The organism is Kitasatospora sp. NEAU-69 (assembly GCF_057158765.1).
The window spans coordinates 269,120-284,290 of the sequence record NZ_JBWXUE010000006.1 but is presented as its reverse complement, the minus strand read 5'-3'; the positions used below and the strand labels follow the sequence as shown (position 1 = coordinate 284,290).

12 protein-coding genes are annotated in these 15,171 nt (G+C 70.4%); 5 read left to right on the top strand and 7 right to left on the bottom strand.

Features of this window, described 5'->3' with window-relative positions:
• Nucleotides 1–14 precede the first annotated feature (14 nt).
• Nucleotides 15–8,744 carry an amino acid adenylation domain-containing protein gene (locus AC060L_RS09985; RefSeq protein WP_483798250.1) on the top strand — a complete coding sequence of 2,910 codons (8,730 nt, stop codon included), beginning with the start codon at nucleotides 15–17 and terminating at the stop codon, nucleotides 8,742–8,744.
• Nucleotides 8,745–8,850: 106 nt separating this feature from the next.
• Here the strand turns inward: AC060L_RS09985 and AC060L_RS09980 are convergent, their stop codons facing one another.
• From AC060L_RS09980 to AC060L_RS09965, 4 genes are all read right to left on the bottom strand, one after another.
• Nucleotides 8,851–9,240 (bottom strand): VOC family protein, encoded by a 390-nt coding sequence (locus AC060L_RS09980; RefSeq protein WP_483798249.1) that lies wholly within the window; start codon nucleotides 9,238–9,240, stop codon nucleotides 8,851–8,853.
• Between the two features lie 348 nt (nucleotides 9,241–9,588).
• Complete coding sequence (locus tag AC060L_RS09975; protein WP_483798248.1) at nucleotides 9,589–9,801, bottom strand: hypothetical protein; 213 nt, start codon at nucleotides 9,799–9,801, stop codon at nucleotides 9,589–9,591.
• Nucleotides 9,798–10,118: a hypothetical protein gene (locus AC060L_RS09970; RefSeq protein WP_483798247.1), complete on the bottom strand. Its 321-nt coding sequence runs from the start codon at nucleotides 10,116–10,118 to the stop codon at nucleotides 9,798–9,800. The genes AC060L_RS09975 and AC060L_RS09970 overlap by 4 nt, the downstream gene beginning before the upstream one ends.
• Nucleotides 10,099–10,344, bottom strand: coding sequence for a hypothetical protein (locus tag AC060L_RS09965; protein ID WP_483798246.1), 246 nt, complete (start codon nucleotides 10,342–10,344; stop codon nucleotides 10,099–10,101). The genes AC060L_RS09970 and AC060L_RS09965 overlap by 20 nt, the downstream gene beginning before the upstream one ends.
• Nucleotides 10,345–10,455: 111 nt before the next feature.
• On the opposite strand from AC060L_RS09965, the gene AC060L_RS09960 reads away from it, so the two are divergent.
• Together AC060L_RS09960 and AC060L_RS09955 are read left to right on the top strand one after the other, a co-directional pair.
• On the top strand, nucleotides 10,456–11,286 hold the full coding sequence (locus tag AC060L_RS09960; protein WP_483798245.1) for a helix-turn-helix domain-containing protein: 831 nt from the start codon (nucleotides 10,456–10,458) through the stop codon (nucleotides 11,284–11,286).
• Nucleotides 11,283–11,495, top strand: a complete 213-nt coding sequence (locus AC060L_RS09955; protein ID WP_483798244.1) for a DUF397 domain-containing protein — start codon at nucleotides 11,283–11,285, stop codon at nucleotides 11,493–11,495. Before AC060L_RS09960 ends, AC060L_RS09955 begins: the two co-directional genes overlap by 4 nt.
• 78 nt (nucleotides 11,496–11,573) lie before the next feature.
• Here AC060L_RS09955 and AC060L_RS09950 read toward each other — a convergent pair whose 3' ends face one another.
• Complete coding sequence (locus AC060L_RS09950) at nucleotides 11,574–12,800, bottom strand: serine hydrolase domain-containing protein (RefSeq protein ID WP_483798243.1); 1,227 nt, start codon at nucleotides 12,798–12,800, stop codon at nucleotides 11,574–11,576.
• 126 nt (nucleotides 12,801–12,926) lie between these two features.
• On the opposite strand from AC060L_RS09950, the gene AC060L_RS09945 reads away from it, so the two are divergent.
• Complete coding sequence (locus AC060L_RS09945) at nucleotides 12,927–13,394, top strand: N-acetyltransferase family protein (protein WP_483798242.1); 468 nt, start codon at nucleotides 12,927–12,929, stop codon at nucleotides 13,392–13,394.
• A gap of 30 nt (nucleotides 13,395–13,424) precedes the next feature.
• Here the strand turns inward: AC060L_RS09945 and AC060L_RS09940 are convergent, their stop codons facing one another.
• Together AC060L_RS09940 and AC060L_RS09935 are read right to left on the bottom strand one after the other, a co-directional pair.
• On the bottom strand, nucleotides 13,425–13,856 hold the full coding sequence (locus tag AC060L_RS09940; protein ID WP_483798241.1) for a hypothetical protein: 432 nt from the start codon (nucleotides 13,854–13,856) through the stop codon (nucleotides 13,425–13,427).
• A gap of 103 nt (nucleotides 13,857–13,959) precedes the next feature.
• Nucleotides 13,960–14,481, bottom strand: coding sequence for a MarR family winged helix-turn-helix transcriptional regulator (locus tag AC060L_RS09935; protein ID WP_483798240.1), 522 nt, complete (start codon nucleotides 14,479–14,481; stop codon nucleotides 13,960–13,962).
• A 156-nt stretch (nucleotides 14,482–14,637) separates the two neighbouring features.
• Here AC060L_RS09935 and AC060L_RS09930 point away from each other — a divergent pair, with 156 nt between their 5' ends.
• Complete coding sequence (locus tag AC060L_RS09930) at nucleotides 14,638–15,051, top strand: organic hydroperoxide resistance protein (RefSeq protein WP_483798239.1); 414 nt, start codon at nucleotides 14,638–14,640, stop codon at nucleotides 15,049–15,051.
• Nucleotides 15,052–15,171 lie beyond the last annotated feature (120 nt).

The following is a 15,171-nucleotide window of genomic DNA, read 5'->3' as shown; positions in this document are numbered from 1 at the left end:
ACCGGATCGCCTACATGCTCGGCGATGCTCAGCCCTCGGTGCTGCTGACCTCGCGGCAGTGCGTGGAGAGCGCGGGACAGGTCCCGGGCGTGGAGTTGCTGCTGCTCGACGAGACGGAGCTCTCGGGCTACGACGCTGCTGATCTCACGGACGCTGATCGTGTCGTGCCGCTGCGGCCGCAGCATCCTGCGTATGTGATCTACACGTCGGGTTCGACGGGTCGGCCGAAGGGTGTGGTGGTCGCACACGAGGGTCTGGTGAATTATCTGGCGCGTTGCTGGGTGGTGTATCCGGAGCTTGGTGGCGGGACGTTGTTGCATGCGTCGATTTCGTTCGATGCGGGTGTGACGGCGTTGTATGGCGCGTTGACGTGTGGTGGTCGGGTGCGGGTGGCGGCGGTGGATGAGGGTCTGCCGTCGGTGCTGGCGGGGGAGCGGTTGTCGTTCCTGAAGGCGACGCCGAGTCATGTGTCGTATCTGGAGGCGTTGGCTGATGCGGCGGTGTGTGTGCCGTCGGGTCGGATGATGGTCGGTGGTGAGGCGGTGCCGGGTGCGTTGATCGAGTCCTGGCGTGGGCGTCATCCGGGTGTGGCGGTGGTGAACCACTACGGTCCGACCGAGGCGACCGTCGGCTGCACGGACTACCTGCTCGACGCGGACGAGGAGCCGGGTGCGATCGTGCCGATCGGGCGTCCGATGTGGAACACGCGGGCGTACGTGCTGGACGCGGGCCTGCGTCCGGTGCCTGCGGGGGTGGCGGGTGAGCTGTACATCACTGGTGTGCAGTTGGCGCGCGGCTACCTGGGCCGTTCGGCCCTGACATCGGAGCGGTTCGTCGCGGACCCGTTCGCGACCGCCGCAGGCAGCCGGATGTACCGGACCGGTGATGTGGCGCGGTGGCGGGCGGACGGGAACCTGGAGTACCTGGGCCGTGCCGATGACCAGGTGAAGATCCGTGGCTTCCGGATCGAACTCGGCGAGATCGAAGCCGCACTGGCCTCGCACCCGGATGTCGCGCAGGCCGTGGCGATCGTCCGCGAGGACGTAGCGGGCGACAAGCGTCTGGTGGGCTATGTGGTCTCGGCGGCCGATCCGAGCGAGGTGCGGGCGCACGTGGCGGCCTCGTTGCCGGAGTACATGGTGCCGGCCGCGGTGGTGGTTCTCGACGCGTTGCCGTTGACCGTCAACGGGAAGCTGGACCGGCGGGCTCTGCCCGCGCCGGACTTCACGGCCGCTGCTACGTATCGGGCGCCCGCGACGGCGCGTGAGGAGGTCCTGTGTGAGGTCTTCGCCGAGGTCCTGGGCGTGGCCCGGGTCGGCGTGGATGACAACTTCTTCGAGCTGGGCGGGCACTCGCTGCTCGCGGTGACGCTGGTGGAGCGGCTGCGTGCGCGCGGCGTCCAGGTCAACGTCCGCGCCCTGTTCGCCGCCCCCACCGTGGCAGGCTTGGCCGAGGGCGCCGGACGCGGCGAGGTCGTCGTTCCGCCCAACCGGATCCCGGCCGGCGCGCGCGAGATCACCCCGGACATGCTGCCCCTGGTCGAGCTCACACCCGAGCAGATCGACCAGATCACGGACGCCTTCCCCGGTGGCGCGGCGAACATCGCCGACATCCACCCCCTCGCACCACTGCAGGAAGGCATCTTCTTCCACCACCTGATCGCCACCGGCGACGGCGGCGAGGACATCTACGTCCTGCCGACCGCGCTGACCTTCGACTCACGCGAACGCCTCGACACCTTCCTCACCGCACTGCAACACGTCGTGGACCGCCACGACATCCTGCGCACCGCCATCGTGTGGCAGGGCCTGCCCGAACCCGTCCAGGTCGTCGCCCGCAACGCCCAACTCCCCATCGAAAACGTCACACTGGACCCGGGACCCGACGCCCAAGCCCGTCTCCTGGCCTCCTGCCGCGCCTCGATGGACCTCACCCAGGCCCCGCTCCTGCGCGCCCGGATCGCCGCCGAACCCGGCACCGAACCCGGCACCGGGCGCTGGCTGCTGGTCCTGCAACGCCACCACCTGATCACCGACCACACGGCCATGGACGTCCTGATGGCCGAGATCCGCACCATCCTGGACGGCAACACCGACCAGCTCCCCACCCCGCTGCCGTTCCGCGACTTCGTCGCCCAGGCCCGCCTGGGCGTCACCCGCGAGGAACACGAGCACTTCTTCACCACCCTCCTCGCCGACGTCACCGAACCCACCGCACCCTTCGGCCTGCTGGATGTGCGCGGCCACGACACCCACATGAGCGAGGCCAAGCTCCCCCTCGACCCACAACTCGCCACCCGCCTACGCGAGAGCGCCCGCCGCCTGGGCGTGAGCGCGGCCACGCTCTTCCACGTCGCCTGGGCCCGCGTCGTCGCCGCCACCTCCCATCGCGACGACGTCGTCTTCGGCACCCTCCTCTTCGGCCGCATGAACGCCGGCACCGGCGCCGACCGCGTCCCGGGCCTGTTCCTCAACACCCTGCCCGTGCGTGTCCCCACCAGCGGCGTCACCGTGCGCGAAGCCACCCTGGCCATGCGCACCCTGCTCGCCGACCTCCTCGTCCACGAACACGCACCCCTCGCCCTCGCCCAACGCGCCAGCGGCATCACCGCCCCCGCCCCCCTCTTCACCGCCCTCCTCAACTACCGCCACAGCCATGGCCCGAGCGACGATTCGTCGGCCACGTCCACTGCGGGTACTGCGGGCACCGAGGGCATCGAGGTCCGGCACGGCCACGATCGCACCAACTACCCACTGACCGTGGCGATCGACGATCTGGGCACCGGCTTCCAGCTCGGGGTCCAGGCGGTCACGCCGATCGACCCGCAGCTCGTCTGCGCCCTGACCCACGCCGCGCTCCAGGGTCTGGTCACCAGCCTGGAGATGACCCCGGACGCCCCGCTGTCCCAGATCGACGTCCTCACCGACGCCCAGCGCGACACCCTGCTGGCCGAGTGGAACGACACGGCGCGTGAGGTCCCGGCCGCCACCCTGCCGGCGCTGTTCGAGGCGCAGGTCGCCCGGACCGCTGACGCGGTGGCGGTGGTCTTCGAGGGCGTCGAGCTGTCGTACGGCGAGCTCAACTCCCGTGCCAACCGCCTCGCCCGGCTCCTCGTCGAGCGCGGTGTCGGCCCGGAGTCGCTGGTCGCGGTGGTGCTGGAGCGTTCCGCCGATCTGGTGGTCGCGCTGCTGGCGGTGCTGAAGGCGGGCGGCGCGTATCTGCCCGTTGACCCGGAGCTGCCGGCCGAGCGCATCGCCGCCATGCTCGATGACGCCCAGCCCGCAGTAGTTCTGACGATGGCTCAGTTCAGTTCACATGTCGCACAGATCGCCGACTCGCACGTGCTGCTGATCGACGACGCGGCGCTGCTGTCCGATCGGAGCCCGGCCGATCTGACGGACGCCGAGCGCCTCGGTGCGCTGGGTGCGGACCACCCGGCCTACGTGATCTACACGTCCGGTTCGACCGGTCGCCCGAAGGGCGTGGTGGTCCCGCACGGCGGCATCGTGAACCGTCTGGCGTGGATGCAGGACGCCTACGGCCTGGGCCCGGACGACCGGGTGCTGCAGAAGACGCCGTTCGGCTTCGACGTCTCCGTCTGGGAGTTCTTCTGGCCGCTGCTGGAGGGTGCCGCCCTGGTGGTGGCCCGGCCGGGCGGTCATCGTGATCCGGCGTATCTGGCGGAGTTGATCCGCTGCGAGCGGGTGACGTTCGCCCACTTCGTACCGTCGATGCTCTCGGTCTTCCTCCAGGAGCCGGCCGCCGCGCTCTGCGACGGGCTGCGGGCGGTGCTGTGCAGCGGCGAGGCGTTGAGCGCCGAGCTGCGCGACGGGTTCGCCCGGGTGCTGCCCGTGCCGCTGCACAACCTTTATGGGCCGACCGAGGCTTCGGTGGACGTCACGGCGTGGCCGTGTTCGGCCGATGGCGCCGGCGTGTCGGTGCCGATCGGGCGGCCGGTCTGGAACACCCGGGTGTACGTGCTGGACGCCGGACTGCGTCCGGTGCCGGCCGGCGCCGAGGGCGAGTTGTACCTTGCGGGCGTCCAGCTGGCGCGCGGGTATCTCGGGCGCGCCGGGCTGACGGCGGAGCGCTTCGTCGCGGATCCGTTCGGGCCTGCGGGTGCCCGGATGTACCGCACCGGTGACGTCGCGCGGTGGCGTGCGGACGGCGTGCTGGAGTACGCGGGCCGGGTCGACGACCAGGTGAAGCTGCGCGGTTTCCGAACCGAACTGGGCGAGGTGGAGGCCGCGTTGGCCGCGCAGCCGGGGGTTGCGCAGGCCGCGGTCGTGGTGCGTGAGGATGCACCCGGTGACAAGCGCCTGGTCGGCTATGTGGTCGCCACCGCGCCGGTCGCCGCCGCGGACCTGCGCGCCGGGCTCGCCGCCGTCCTGCCGGAGTACATGGTCCCGGCCGCGATCGTGCTGCTGGACGCACTGCCGGTCACCGTGAACGGCAAGCTGGACCGGCGTGCGCTGCCCGCGCCCGACTTCGCCGTGTCCACCGTCCACCGGGCGCCCTCGACCCCGCGCGAGGAGGTGCTGTGTGAGGTCTTCGCCGAGGTGCTCGGTCTGCCGCGGGTCGGGGTGGACGACAACTTCTTCGAGCTGGGCGGGCATTCACTGCTCGCGGTCTCGCTGGTCGAGCGGCTGCGTGGGCGCGGGGTCCGGCTGAACGTGCGGGCGCTGTTCTCCGCGCCGACCGTCGCCGGCCTGGCGGCCGCGTCGGTGGGCGCCGAGGTCGTCGTGCCGCCGAACCGGATCCCGGCCGGCGCGCAGGCCATCACGCCCGACATGCTGACCCTGGTCGATCTGACATCAGATCAGATCGAGCAGCTGGCAGCGGAGTTCCCGGGCGGCGCGGCGAACATCGCCGACGTCTACCCGCTCGCGCCGTTGCAGGAGGGCATCTTCTTCCACCACCTGATGGCGGCTGGCGACGGCCGGGACGATGTCTACGTCGTGCCGATGATGCTGGCGTTCGACTCCCGCGACCGGCTGGACGCGTTCCTCGGTGCGCTGCAGTACGTGGTGGACCGGCACGACGTGCTGCGCACCGCCGTCCTCTGGCAGGGCCTGCCCGAGCCAGTCCAGGTCGTCGCCAGGCGCGCCGAACTCCAGGTCCGTGAAGTCGAACTCGACATCACGTCCGGTGGCGATCCGGTGCGTGGGCTGCTCGCCGCCTGTCCTGCCTCGATGGACCTCGCGCACGCACCGCTGCTGCGTGCCCACATCGCGGCCGAACCCGGCACCGGGCGCTGGCTGTTGCTGCTCCAGCGGCACCACCTGACCACCGACCACACGGCGATGGAGGTGCTGCTGGCGGAGATCCGGGCGGTGCTGGACGGCCGGCAGGACCAGCTGCCTGCCCCGCAGCCGTTCCGTGACTTCGTCGCGCAGGCCCGGCTGCGGGTCTCCCGTGCGGAGCACGAGCGCTTCTTCGCCGGCCTGCTGGGCGGAATCAGCGAACCGACCGCTCCGTTCGGCCTGCTGGACGTCCGTGGCGACGCCAGTCGGGTGGTGGAGGCCAAGCTGCACCTGGACGCCGGGCTCGCCGAGCGGCTGCGCGAGCAGGCCCGCCGGCTGGGCGTCAGCCCGGCCACCGTCTTCCACGTGGCGTGGGCGCGGGTCGTCGCCGCCACCTCGAACCGTGACGATGTCGTCTTCGGCACCGTGCTGTTCGGGCGGATGAGCGGTGGCAGCGGCGCGGACCGGGTTCCCGGCCTGTTCATCAACACGCTCCCGGTCCGGGTTCCGACCGCCGGCGTCGGGGCGGCGGACGCGATGCTCGCGATGCGCGGGCTGCTCGCCGACCTGCTGGTCCACGAGCACGCGCCGCTTGCTCTCGCCCAGAAGGCCAGCGACGTCGCCGGGTCGGCGCCGCTCTTCACTGCCCTGCTCAACTACCGGCACAGCCAGGGCGCCGACGCTGCCGCCGACCCGGGCCCGGACGGCATCGAGGTCCTGCACAGCCAGGAGCGCACCAACTACCCGCTGACCATGTCGGTCGACGACCTCGGCAGCGGATTCATCCTCACCGCGCAGGCCGTCACGCCGATCGACCCGGACCTGGTCTGCGCCCTCACGCACACCACGGTCGAGGGCCTGGTCACCGCTCTGGAGACCGCCCCCGACACGTCGGTTGACCGCGTCGAGGTCCTCACCGGGGCGCAGTACCGGGAGAGTGTGGTCGAGTGGAACGACACGGCGGCGGAGCTCCCGGGTGGGTCGTTGGGGGAGTTGCTCGCGGCGCAGGTGGCGCGGACTCCCGGTGCGGTGGCGCTGGTTCACGAGGGCGTGGAGCTCAGCTACGCGGAGTTGGATGCGCGGGCCGGCCGTCTGGCTGCTCGGCTGGTCGCCTGCGGTGTGGGTGCCGAGCGCGGCGTGGCGGTGCTGATGGAGCGTTCCGCCGATCTGGTGGTGGCGCTGCTGGCGGTGGTGAAGGCGGGCGGGTTCTACGTTCCGCTGGACGCGCGCTACCCGCAGGCGCACCGGATGCTGATCGTTGGCGAGACGGGTGTGGGCGTGGTTCTCGCCGATGCCGCGTCCGCTGCGCAGGCCGGCGAGCTGGGCATCACCGTGCTGGTTGTCGGCGAGGATGCCGGCGAGACTCCGGCTGCGGTCGATGTGCCTTGTGACGCTGATCAGTTGGCGTATGTGATGTACACCTCGGGTTCGACGGGTCGGGCGAAGGGTGTGGCGGTCACGCAGCGGGACGTGGTCGCGTTGGCGTTGGATCGGCGCTTCGCGGGTGGGGCGTTGGAGCGGGTGTTGCTGCATTCGCCGCACTCGTTCGATGCTTCGACGTTCGAGTTGTGGGTGCCGCTGCTGTCGGGTGGCCGCGTGGTCGTGGCCCCTGCGGGTGACCTGACGGCGGCCGCGCTGGGGCGTCTGGTGTCGGAGCACGGCGTGACGGGTCTGTGGCTCACGGCGGGTCTGTTCGCTCTGGTGGCGGAGGAGGATCCAGGCTGCTTCGCGGGTGTGCGTGAGGTGTGGACCGGTGGTGATGTGGTCTCGCCGGGCGCGGTGGCACGGGTGTTGGCGGCGTGTCCGGGTGTGGCGGTGGTGAACGGTTACGGTCCGACGGAGACGACGACGTTCGCGGCCACGCACACGGTGCGCTCGGAGGCTGGAGTGTTGCCGATCGGTCGTCCGCTCGACAACACCCGGGCGTACGTGCTGGATCGCGGGCTCTGCCCGGTGCCGGTCGGCAGTGTCGGCGAGCTCTACATCGCGGGCGCCGGTCTGGCACGTGGCTACCTCGACCGGCCGGGCCTGACGGCGGAGCGTTTCGTCGCCAGCCCGTTCGGCGGCGCCGGCGAGCGCATGTACCGCACCGGTGACCTGGCCCGCTGGAACGAGCGCGGTGAGCTGGAGTTCGCCGGCCGGGCCGACCAGCAGGTCAAACTGCGTGGTTTCCGGATCGAGTTGGGCGAGGTGGAGGCGGCACTGACCGCACACCCAGGCGTGGCTCAGGCCGCCGCACTGGTCCGCGAGGACGCACCGGGCGACAAGCGCCTGATCGGCTACCTCGTCCCGGCCGAGGCGGTCGAGCTCGACGTACCCGCCATCCGGGCACAACTCGCCACCGCACTGCCGGAGTACATGGTCCCGGCCGCACTCGTCGTCCTCGACACGCTGCCACTGACCGTCAACGGCAAACTCGACCGCCGCGCCCTGCCCGCCCCCGAGTTCTCCCCGCGCTCGGACCGGGCCCCGCGCACCCCGCAGGAGGAGGTGCTCGCCGTCCTGTTCGCCGAGGTCCTCGGGATGGCATCCGTCGGCATCGACGACAGCTTCTTCGAGCTGGGCGGCCACTCGCTGCTCGCGACCCGCCTGATCGGGCGCGTCCGGGCCGTGCTGGGTGTGGAGCTGGCGCTCCGGGACCTGTTCGAGGCTCCCAGCGTCGCCGGCCTCGCGGAGCGGCTCGACGGCGGCGCGGACCTCGGCGACAAGTTCGCCGAACTGATGCCGTTGCGTCTCGACGGCGACGGGGCACCGCTGTTCTGCATCCACGCCGGGTACGGCGTCGGCCTCGGCTACAGCAGGCTGTTGCCGTACCTGCCGGGCCGTCCGCTGTACGCCCTGCAGGCCCGCAGCCTGACCCGGAGCGACGGACTGCCGGACAGCGTCGAGCAGATGGCCGCCGACTACGTGGCCCTCCTCCGCGAGGTCCAGCCGTCCGCTCCGTACCACCTGCTGGGCCACTCGTTCGGCGGCCTTGTCGTCCACGCGATGGCCGCCCACCTGCAGGAGCTGGGGGAGGAGGTCGCGATGCTCGCGATCCTGGACGCGTACCCCCAGGCCGCCTACACCACGCCGGGGGTGGAGCGGGACGAGCAGGAGACGCTCGCCGTCTTCCTGGAGCTGTTCCAGGTGGCCCGTCCGACCCCCGAGGGCACGCCGCTCACCAGGGAGGAGGTCGTGCAGATCCTGGTGGACAGCTCGTCCGCCCCCTTCTCCGCCGAGGACCTGGTCGCGATGGGCGAGGCCTGGGAGCGGCACATCCGGATGATGCGCGCGTTCACCCCGGGCCTGTTCCGGGGCGACGTGCTCTTCTTCACCGCGACCGAGCAGCGCCCCGAGGGCACCCCGGGGTACGGCGTCTGGGACGACCACGTCGAGGGGCGGATCATCGACCACCGGATCGAGGCCACCCACCACGGCCTGATGCACGCGGCACCCCTCGCCGAGATCGCCCACGCCATCAACAGGCACGCGAGCACCGAGCCGGGCGCCATCAGCTGATCCGGGTGTGTGCGTGCAGCAGCGGGACCGGCTGATCCACCCGCTGCTGCACGGACCGCGAAACCGCCGCACAGCCGCACCGTGCCTGCACCACGACGTGCTCGGGCTACTTGTCCTGCTGCAACACCGCGAGGATGTTCCCCGCTGGGTCGGTGAACCACGCGATGTACGGGCCGCCGCCACGGAAGATGCCCTTCTCGTCCGCCTCCAGCCCGGGGTAGCGCTCGAACCGCACCCCGCGTCCGGCCAGCTCGTCGACGGCCTGCTCGACGTCCGCCACCGGGAAGTTGAGCACCGTGAACGATGCCGGAGTGTGGTCGGGCTTCGGGTAGATGAGCACCTCGCCGCCGCCGTTGAGGTGCAGGCGCAGCAGCCGGTACTGCTCCTCCATGGCCAGGTCGCTGACCTGGAGGCCCAGGGTCTCGGCATAGAAGTGCTTGGCCTGGTCGAGGTCGTTCACGGAGAAGCTGGTGAACGCCTTGCTGGTGTCGAGCATGACTGTTCCCTCCATCGGATGTCGCCGATCGCACTGAGCGTGCCGGCCCCTCCGAAGCTAGCCGTCGCCGCCCCCGATCACCGCGCCGAACTGCCCGCCGAGCCCGTCGCACCGCTCGTCCGGCGGTGTCCCCGGGGGTGCCACGGCTCGGCCGTGGCACCGTTGGGGCGCGGCCCCGCGTGGCTAGGCCGTGTCTCATAATTCCCGTCGGGCGCGCGACGCCGGGCATCCCGCCTGGACGCACCGGCGAAACGCCCAAGTACGACCCAGTACGAGGACGCTTCGCCGGCACGCCCAGCCGGGCGCCCAACGCCGCGCGCTGATCCGACGCGAATTTTGAGACACGGCCTAGCTGCACGTCCGGCGGCGGACCCGGAACGTCTCGTCCGGCTGCCGGCCCGGCCGGTTGGGCGGGACGCAGCGGGCGCAGACGCAGGGTGGCCAGTTGAGGGTGTTGCGGATCTCCCAGAAGGCGCACGGCTGTACGTCCTGGACAGGCTTGACCTCGATCCGCTGACCGGTCGCCGTGATTCGGTAGACGCAGATGGTCATCCTGCTCATGGGTTCAGTTCCTTTCGCACACCGGGCAGCTGGGCCAGGAAAGGGGGCAGGGCCTCGCCGGGGAGGACATGGCCCAGGCAACGCGCGTGCTGGGCGATGTACGCGGCGACCGCCAGAACGGTGCGCGCGCTCGCACCGCCGATCTCCACGTGGACGCCGTCCCGGGTGACGGTGACCCGGCCGGCGGTGAGGGAGTGGAACGAGGGGAGGCGGGCCAGCGCAAGGGCGTCGACAAGGGCAGCGACCGCGCGTTCGCCCTCTTCGCGCTGTTCGCGTTCGTCGCGTTCTTCGGGGGTCTCAATTCTGCTGCTGGGCACGGTACGCCAGTCCGTCGCGGAGGAGAGCGATGATGTCCTGGACCACGTCCACGCGGGCCGCGCCAAGCTCGATCAGGACCTTTCCGGTGAAGCGGTCCGCGTGCCAGTCCACGGTGACCGAAGGCAGCGTAATGACCGCTTTGCCGAGCGTTTCGGTCAACTCGCGTGCGGTTTCTTTCGCTTCGGCACGCATCGAATCCGAGAATTTTCTGAGGGAAGAAGCCATGGCAGACCATTGTTCCTCTCTGTAGCCGTTTCACTACCGGGAGCGCCCACTGTCCACTACGATCGCCAGATCCTCAACTTGTGGGCAGGGAAAGAGGAGTAGGAGTCCGGCATGAACCGCAAGAAGCTTGACCCCAAGTCATCTCCACGTGCGGCCTTCGGGGTTCAGGTCCGCACGTCGCGGGAGGCTCTCGGCTGGTCCCAGACCGACTTGGGCGACCGGATGGGCTACTCGGACACCCATGTCTCGGCGGTGGAAACGGCGCTCAAATCCCCCACGCTGAGGTTCGCAAAGTCGGCGGACAAGGCAATGGGGACGGGTCAGACGCTGGAACTGATGCTGAAGGGGGTCAAGAACTCCGCACTACTGGAGGGCTATCCCGAACACGCGTCGCAGGAGGCGCGGGCGACGGAGATCCGGGTTTTCGAGCCGAACATGGTCCCGGGGCTACTTCAGGCCCCGGGTTACTCCTCGGCTCTCGAAGCGGCGGCGGTTCAGCGTGGTGAAGTCACGCAGGAGCAGGCTGACGAACGCTTGAGGTTCCTTGCAACGAGGCAGCGCCTCCTGCGGCGAGGCGTGCCACCCCTCGTCCACGCGGTCCTGGATGAAAGCTGCATTCGCCGCCCGGTCGGCGGTGTCGAGACGATGGGCACGCAGCTCGATCACCTGGCCGACCTGGCCGGCCGCCCGCACGTGATCCTCCAGGTGGCACCGTTCGGCCTGGCCGAGCACCTACCGTTCCGGGCATTCCTGACCCTGCTGACCTTCGCGGATCGATCCGTGCTGGGTTACACCGAGTCGGTTGGGCAGGGCTACGTGGTGCGGAACGATGAGACTGTGAGGGCTTGGGACAGGGCCTACCATCAGCTGCAGGTGGAAGCGCTGTCTAAGGCCGCATCCCTGGAAATGATCCGCAAGGCACGAAAGGAACTTCACCCATGACTGACGTCCTGGACCTGTCCGGCGCTTCCTGGTTCAAGTCAAGCCACAGCGGCAACGGTGGCTCTTGTGTCGAGGTCGCTCCTGACTTCGACAGCCTGGTCCCGGTCCGCGACTCCAAGGACCCCGAGGGCCCGGCACTGTTCTTCCGCGCAGCCGCGTTCAGCTCGTTCGTTGCGGGCGTCAAGGCGGGCGAGTTCGGCGCTGTCTGACGAGACCTCAGCTTGCGTCCTCCGGTCCAGCCCCCGCCCAGGCACTGCCTGGGCGGGGGCGCGCTAGCGTGCCGGCGGTCAGCTGCCGGTGGTGGGGGCGGGGATCGGGTTGTCCGGTGCGAACTCGGCGGCGATCTGCGCGGCGATCGCCTCGGCCGTGTTGATGTCGGGCGAGCCCGGGCCCTTGGTGGTGGACACGGCGATGGAGAGGTGCTTGCACGGCAGGTAGGCCTGGATCGCCGCGTACCCGGAGAAGGACGGGTTCTGGAGGATCCAGCCGTTCTCCACCAGGACGGTGAAGCCGAAGTGCAGCGCCTCGGTGTTGTGCAGGCACACCGTCGGCGGGCAGATGTCGGTGGGCTCGCCGAGGCCGACCGTGCCCGGGTCGAGCTGGGTCCGGAAACCGGCCGGCGAGAGCAGCGCGCCGGTGCCGATGGCCTGCGCCGAGCGTGCGAGGTCGCAGATGTCGGTGGTGATCACGGCGCCCCGCGCGGTCGTCCACGAGGGGTTCCAGAAGGTGGACTCCTCGTAGGTGCCGCGCTCCGAGGTGAAGGCGTGCAGCACCGGGGCCGGGATCTCGGGGGTGAAGTTGTTCTGCGTGTTGTGCAGCCCGAGCGGGCCCATCACGCGCTGCTCCAGCAGCTCGTCCAGCGGGGTGCCGGTGATCTTCTGCAGTGCCTCGCCGAGCAGCACGAAGTTGGCGTGCGAGTAGCTCCAGTTGGTGCCGGGCTGGTACCAGAGCGGGTGACTGAACGGGTAGGCGAGGACGTCGTCGTCGGTCCAGTGGCGGAACGGGTGGGCCTCCAGCTCGGCGAGGAAGTCCGGGTCGGTGACGTAGTCGTGCAGGCCGGAGGTGCTGGAGCCGAGCATCCGCAGGGTGATCTTGTCGGCGTGCGGCACGTCCGGCAGCCAGCGGGAGATCGGGTCGTCGAGGCTCACCACGTGCTCGTCCACCAACTGCAGCAGCACCGTGCCCATGTAGGCGATGCCCACCGAGCCGGCCCGGAAGTGCATGTCCGGCTCGGCCGGTACGCCGGTCATGGATTCGCCGAGCGCGGTGGTGAGGAGCTCGTGGTCGCCGTCGGTGACCTTGAGGATCACCGAGTTGAGGCCGTACTGCTCCTTGCCCTGCTCTGCGATGTCCAGCACCTTCCGTCCCGGCCCGGAGTGGGGCTCCGGGGAGCGGACGCAGGCGTGCGCGCCGTTCGGTGCACCTGACGGGGCGAGGGCACCCGCAGTGGTCGACAGGCTGGTGGCGATCATGGTGGCTGCGGCGAGGGCCAGGGCCGCTCGAGTACGTGTCATGCTGCACTATGTCCGGACGAACCGGATCAAACCGGGCAGGACACTCGGTGGCGGCGGGGCGCCGTCCTCCGTCCGGCATACGAGCGCCGCGGACCGCCCCACGGGCGCGGTGGCATACTCCGGCGCATGAACACGGAGGGGGCCCGGGTGCTGGAGGACTGGACGCTGCGGGCGGCGGTGGCCGCCGACATCGAGCCGATCGCGGAGCTGCGGGCCGCCGTCATGCGCGCCGATCTGGAGCGCCTCGGGCGTTACGACGAGCACAAGGTGCGGCAGCGGTGGCGGGACTCCTTCTCCCCGCGCCACACGTCGATCATCGTGATCGACGGCGAATGCGCGGGCAGTGTCACGCTCCGGCCCGCCGAGGGCAGGCAGTGGCTGGAGCACTTCTACCTCGCCCCGCAGCACCAGGGTCGCGGGCTCGGCTCCGCCGTCCTGCGCGCGCTGTTGGAGCGGACCGACGCGCAGGGCGCGACCGTGGGCCTGAACGTCCTGCGGGGCAGCGCCGCCCGCCGGCTCTACGAGCGCCACGGATTCGTCCTGGACGCCGAGGACCCGGTCGACGTCTTCATGGTCCGCCCGCCGAGCCGCTGATCCTTCTCCACGGGCGGGACCGCAGCGTGACTACGCCGGCGGGTCCTGCAGCCCGTCGATGACCAGGTTCGAGAGTGCCACCTGGTACCAGACCTGCGTGGTCTGCCCGCCGCGCCAGTTCTCCGTCAGGATCACCGTCGTGTGCCCCGCCCCGCTGCCGCCGTACTGCGTCGACCAGCCGGTCGGGATGTTCTGGGCGCGGAAGACCGGGTCGGCGTTGTGGGTCTGCTGGTACTGGGTCAGCTGCTGGTTGAGCTGGGTGGTCAGGTACTCGTTGCGGACGTCGAGCGGGGTCGAGTCCTGGTTCTGTCCGTTGACGGCGGTCAGGTACTGGGCGAAGAACGCATCGACCTGCTCCTGCCCCCGGCTGAGCTGACGGGACGTCGCCTGCGCGGGGGCGGCGCAGAGCCCGGTGGCGGCGAGGACGGAGACGGCGGCGATGGCGGTTCGGGTACGCAACATGGCACCAGTCTGGCCGCTCTGATGCACGCTCCGTAAGAGGCTCGCCACAATCAGTGCGGAAAGTCGGCCGGTTCGACGCCCCGTGCGGCCAACTCGCCGCGAGCTACCGGCCGCTCGCCGGGTCGGCGCCGAACGTGTCGAGCGTGGCCGTCAGTTGCTCCAGCCGGGTGCGCAGTTCGCGGCCCTGTTCGGCATCGAGCCCGCTCGCGGCGGCGATCTGCCGGGGCACCTGCTCGGCGGCCGCGCGCAGCGCGGTGCCCTCGCCGGTCAGGCGGACGATCACCGAGCGCTCGTCCTGTGCGCTGCGCTCACGCAGCACCAGGCCGGCCGCGTCGAGCCGCTTCAGCAGGGGGGAGAGCGTGCCGGAGTCGAGCCGGAGCAGTTCGCCGAGCCGCTTGACGGGCAGGTCGCCGTTCTCCCAGAGGGTCAGCATCACCAGGTACTGCGGATAGGTCAGGCCGAGGTCCTGCAGCAGTCGGCGGTAGACCCGGTCGAAGGAGCGGGCTGCGGCGTGCACGGCGAAGCAGACCTGGAGGTCGAGCTGCAGCAGGTCGAGGTCGGCGGGCAGCTCCGCGACAGTCGGGCTGCTCTGACTGCGCTGGCTGCTCGGGTTCACGGTGGCCATGGGCTAAGGATACAACTCGATTGGGCGCAGCTTGGTTGTGCAAGGTTCAGTTGCGCACAACTGAAATGCGTGCCATGCTGAGTGAGCGGCCGGGAACACCGGCCGGACCCGACGGGCAGCAGCCCGGCGATCGACGACGGACGAAGGACGATTCCGATGGATGCGCTGTACACCGCCGCTGCCACTGCCAACGGTCGCGAGGGCCGCACGGTCAGCTCCGACGGCCGGCTCGACCTCCAGCTCGCGTTCCCGGTCGCGCTGGGCGGCAACGGCGAGGGCACCAACCCCGAGCAGCTCTTCGCCGCCGGCTACGCGGCCTGCTTCGCCAGTGCGCTGGGCGCGGTCGGCCGGGCCGCGAAGATCGACACCAAGGACGCCTCGGTCACCGCCGAGGTCGGCATCGGCAAGGACACCGACGGCGGCTTCGGTCTCGCCGTGACGCTGCGGGTCGAGCTGCCGGAGAGCCTCCAGGGCGAGCAGGGCCACGCGCTGGTCGAACAGGCGCACGCGTACTGCCCGTACTCCAAGGCGACCCGGGGCAACATCGAGGTCACCCTCGTCGTCGAGTAAGGCGAGTCAAGTCGAGTGATCGGCCCAGTGGCCGACGGTCACACCAGCGCGGGGGGGGGGGGGGGGGGGGGGGGGGGGGGGGTTTTTTTTGGTTTTTTTTTTTTTTTCCGCTTTTAGCGC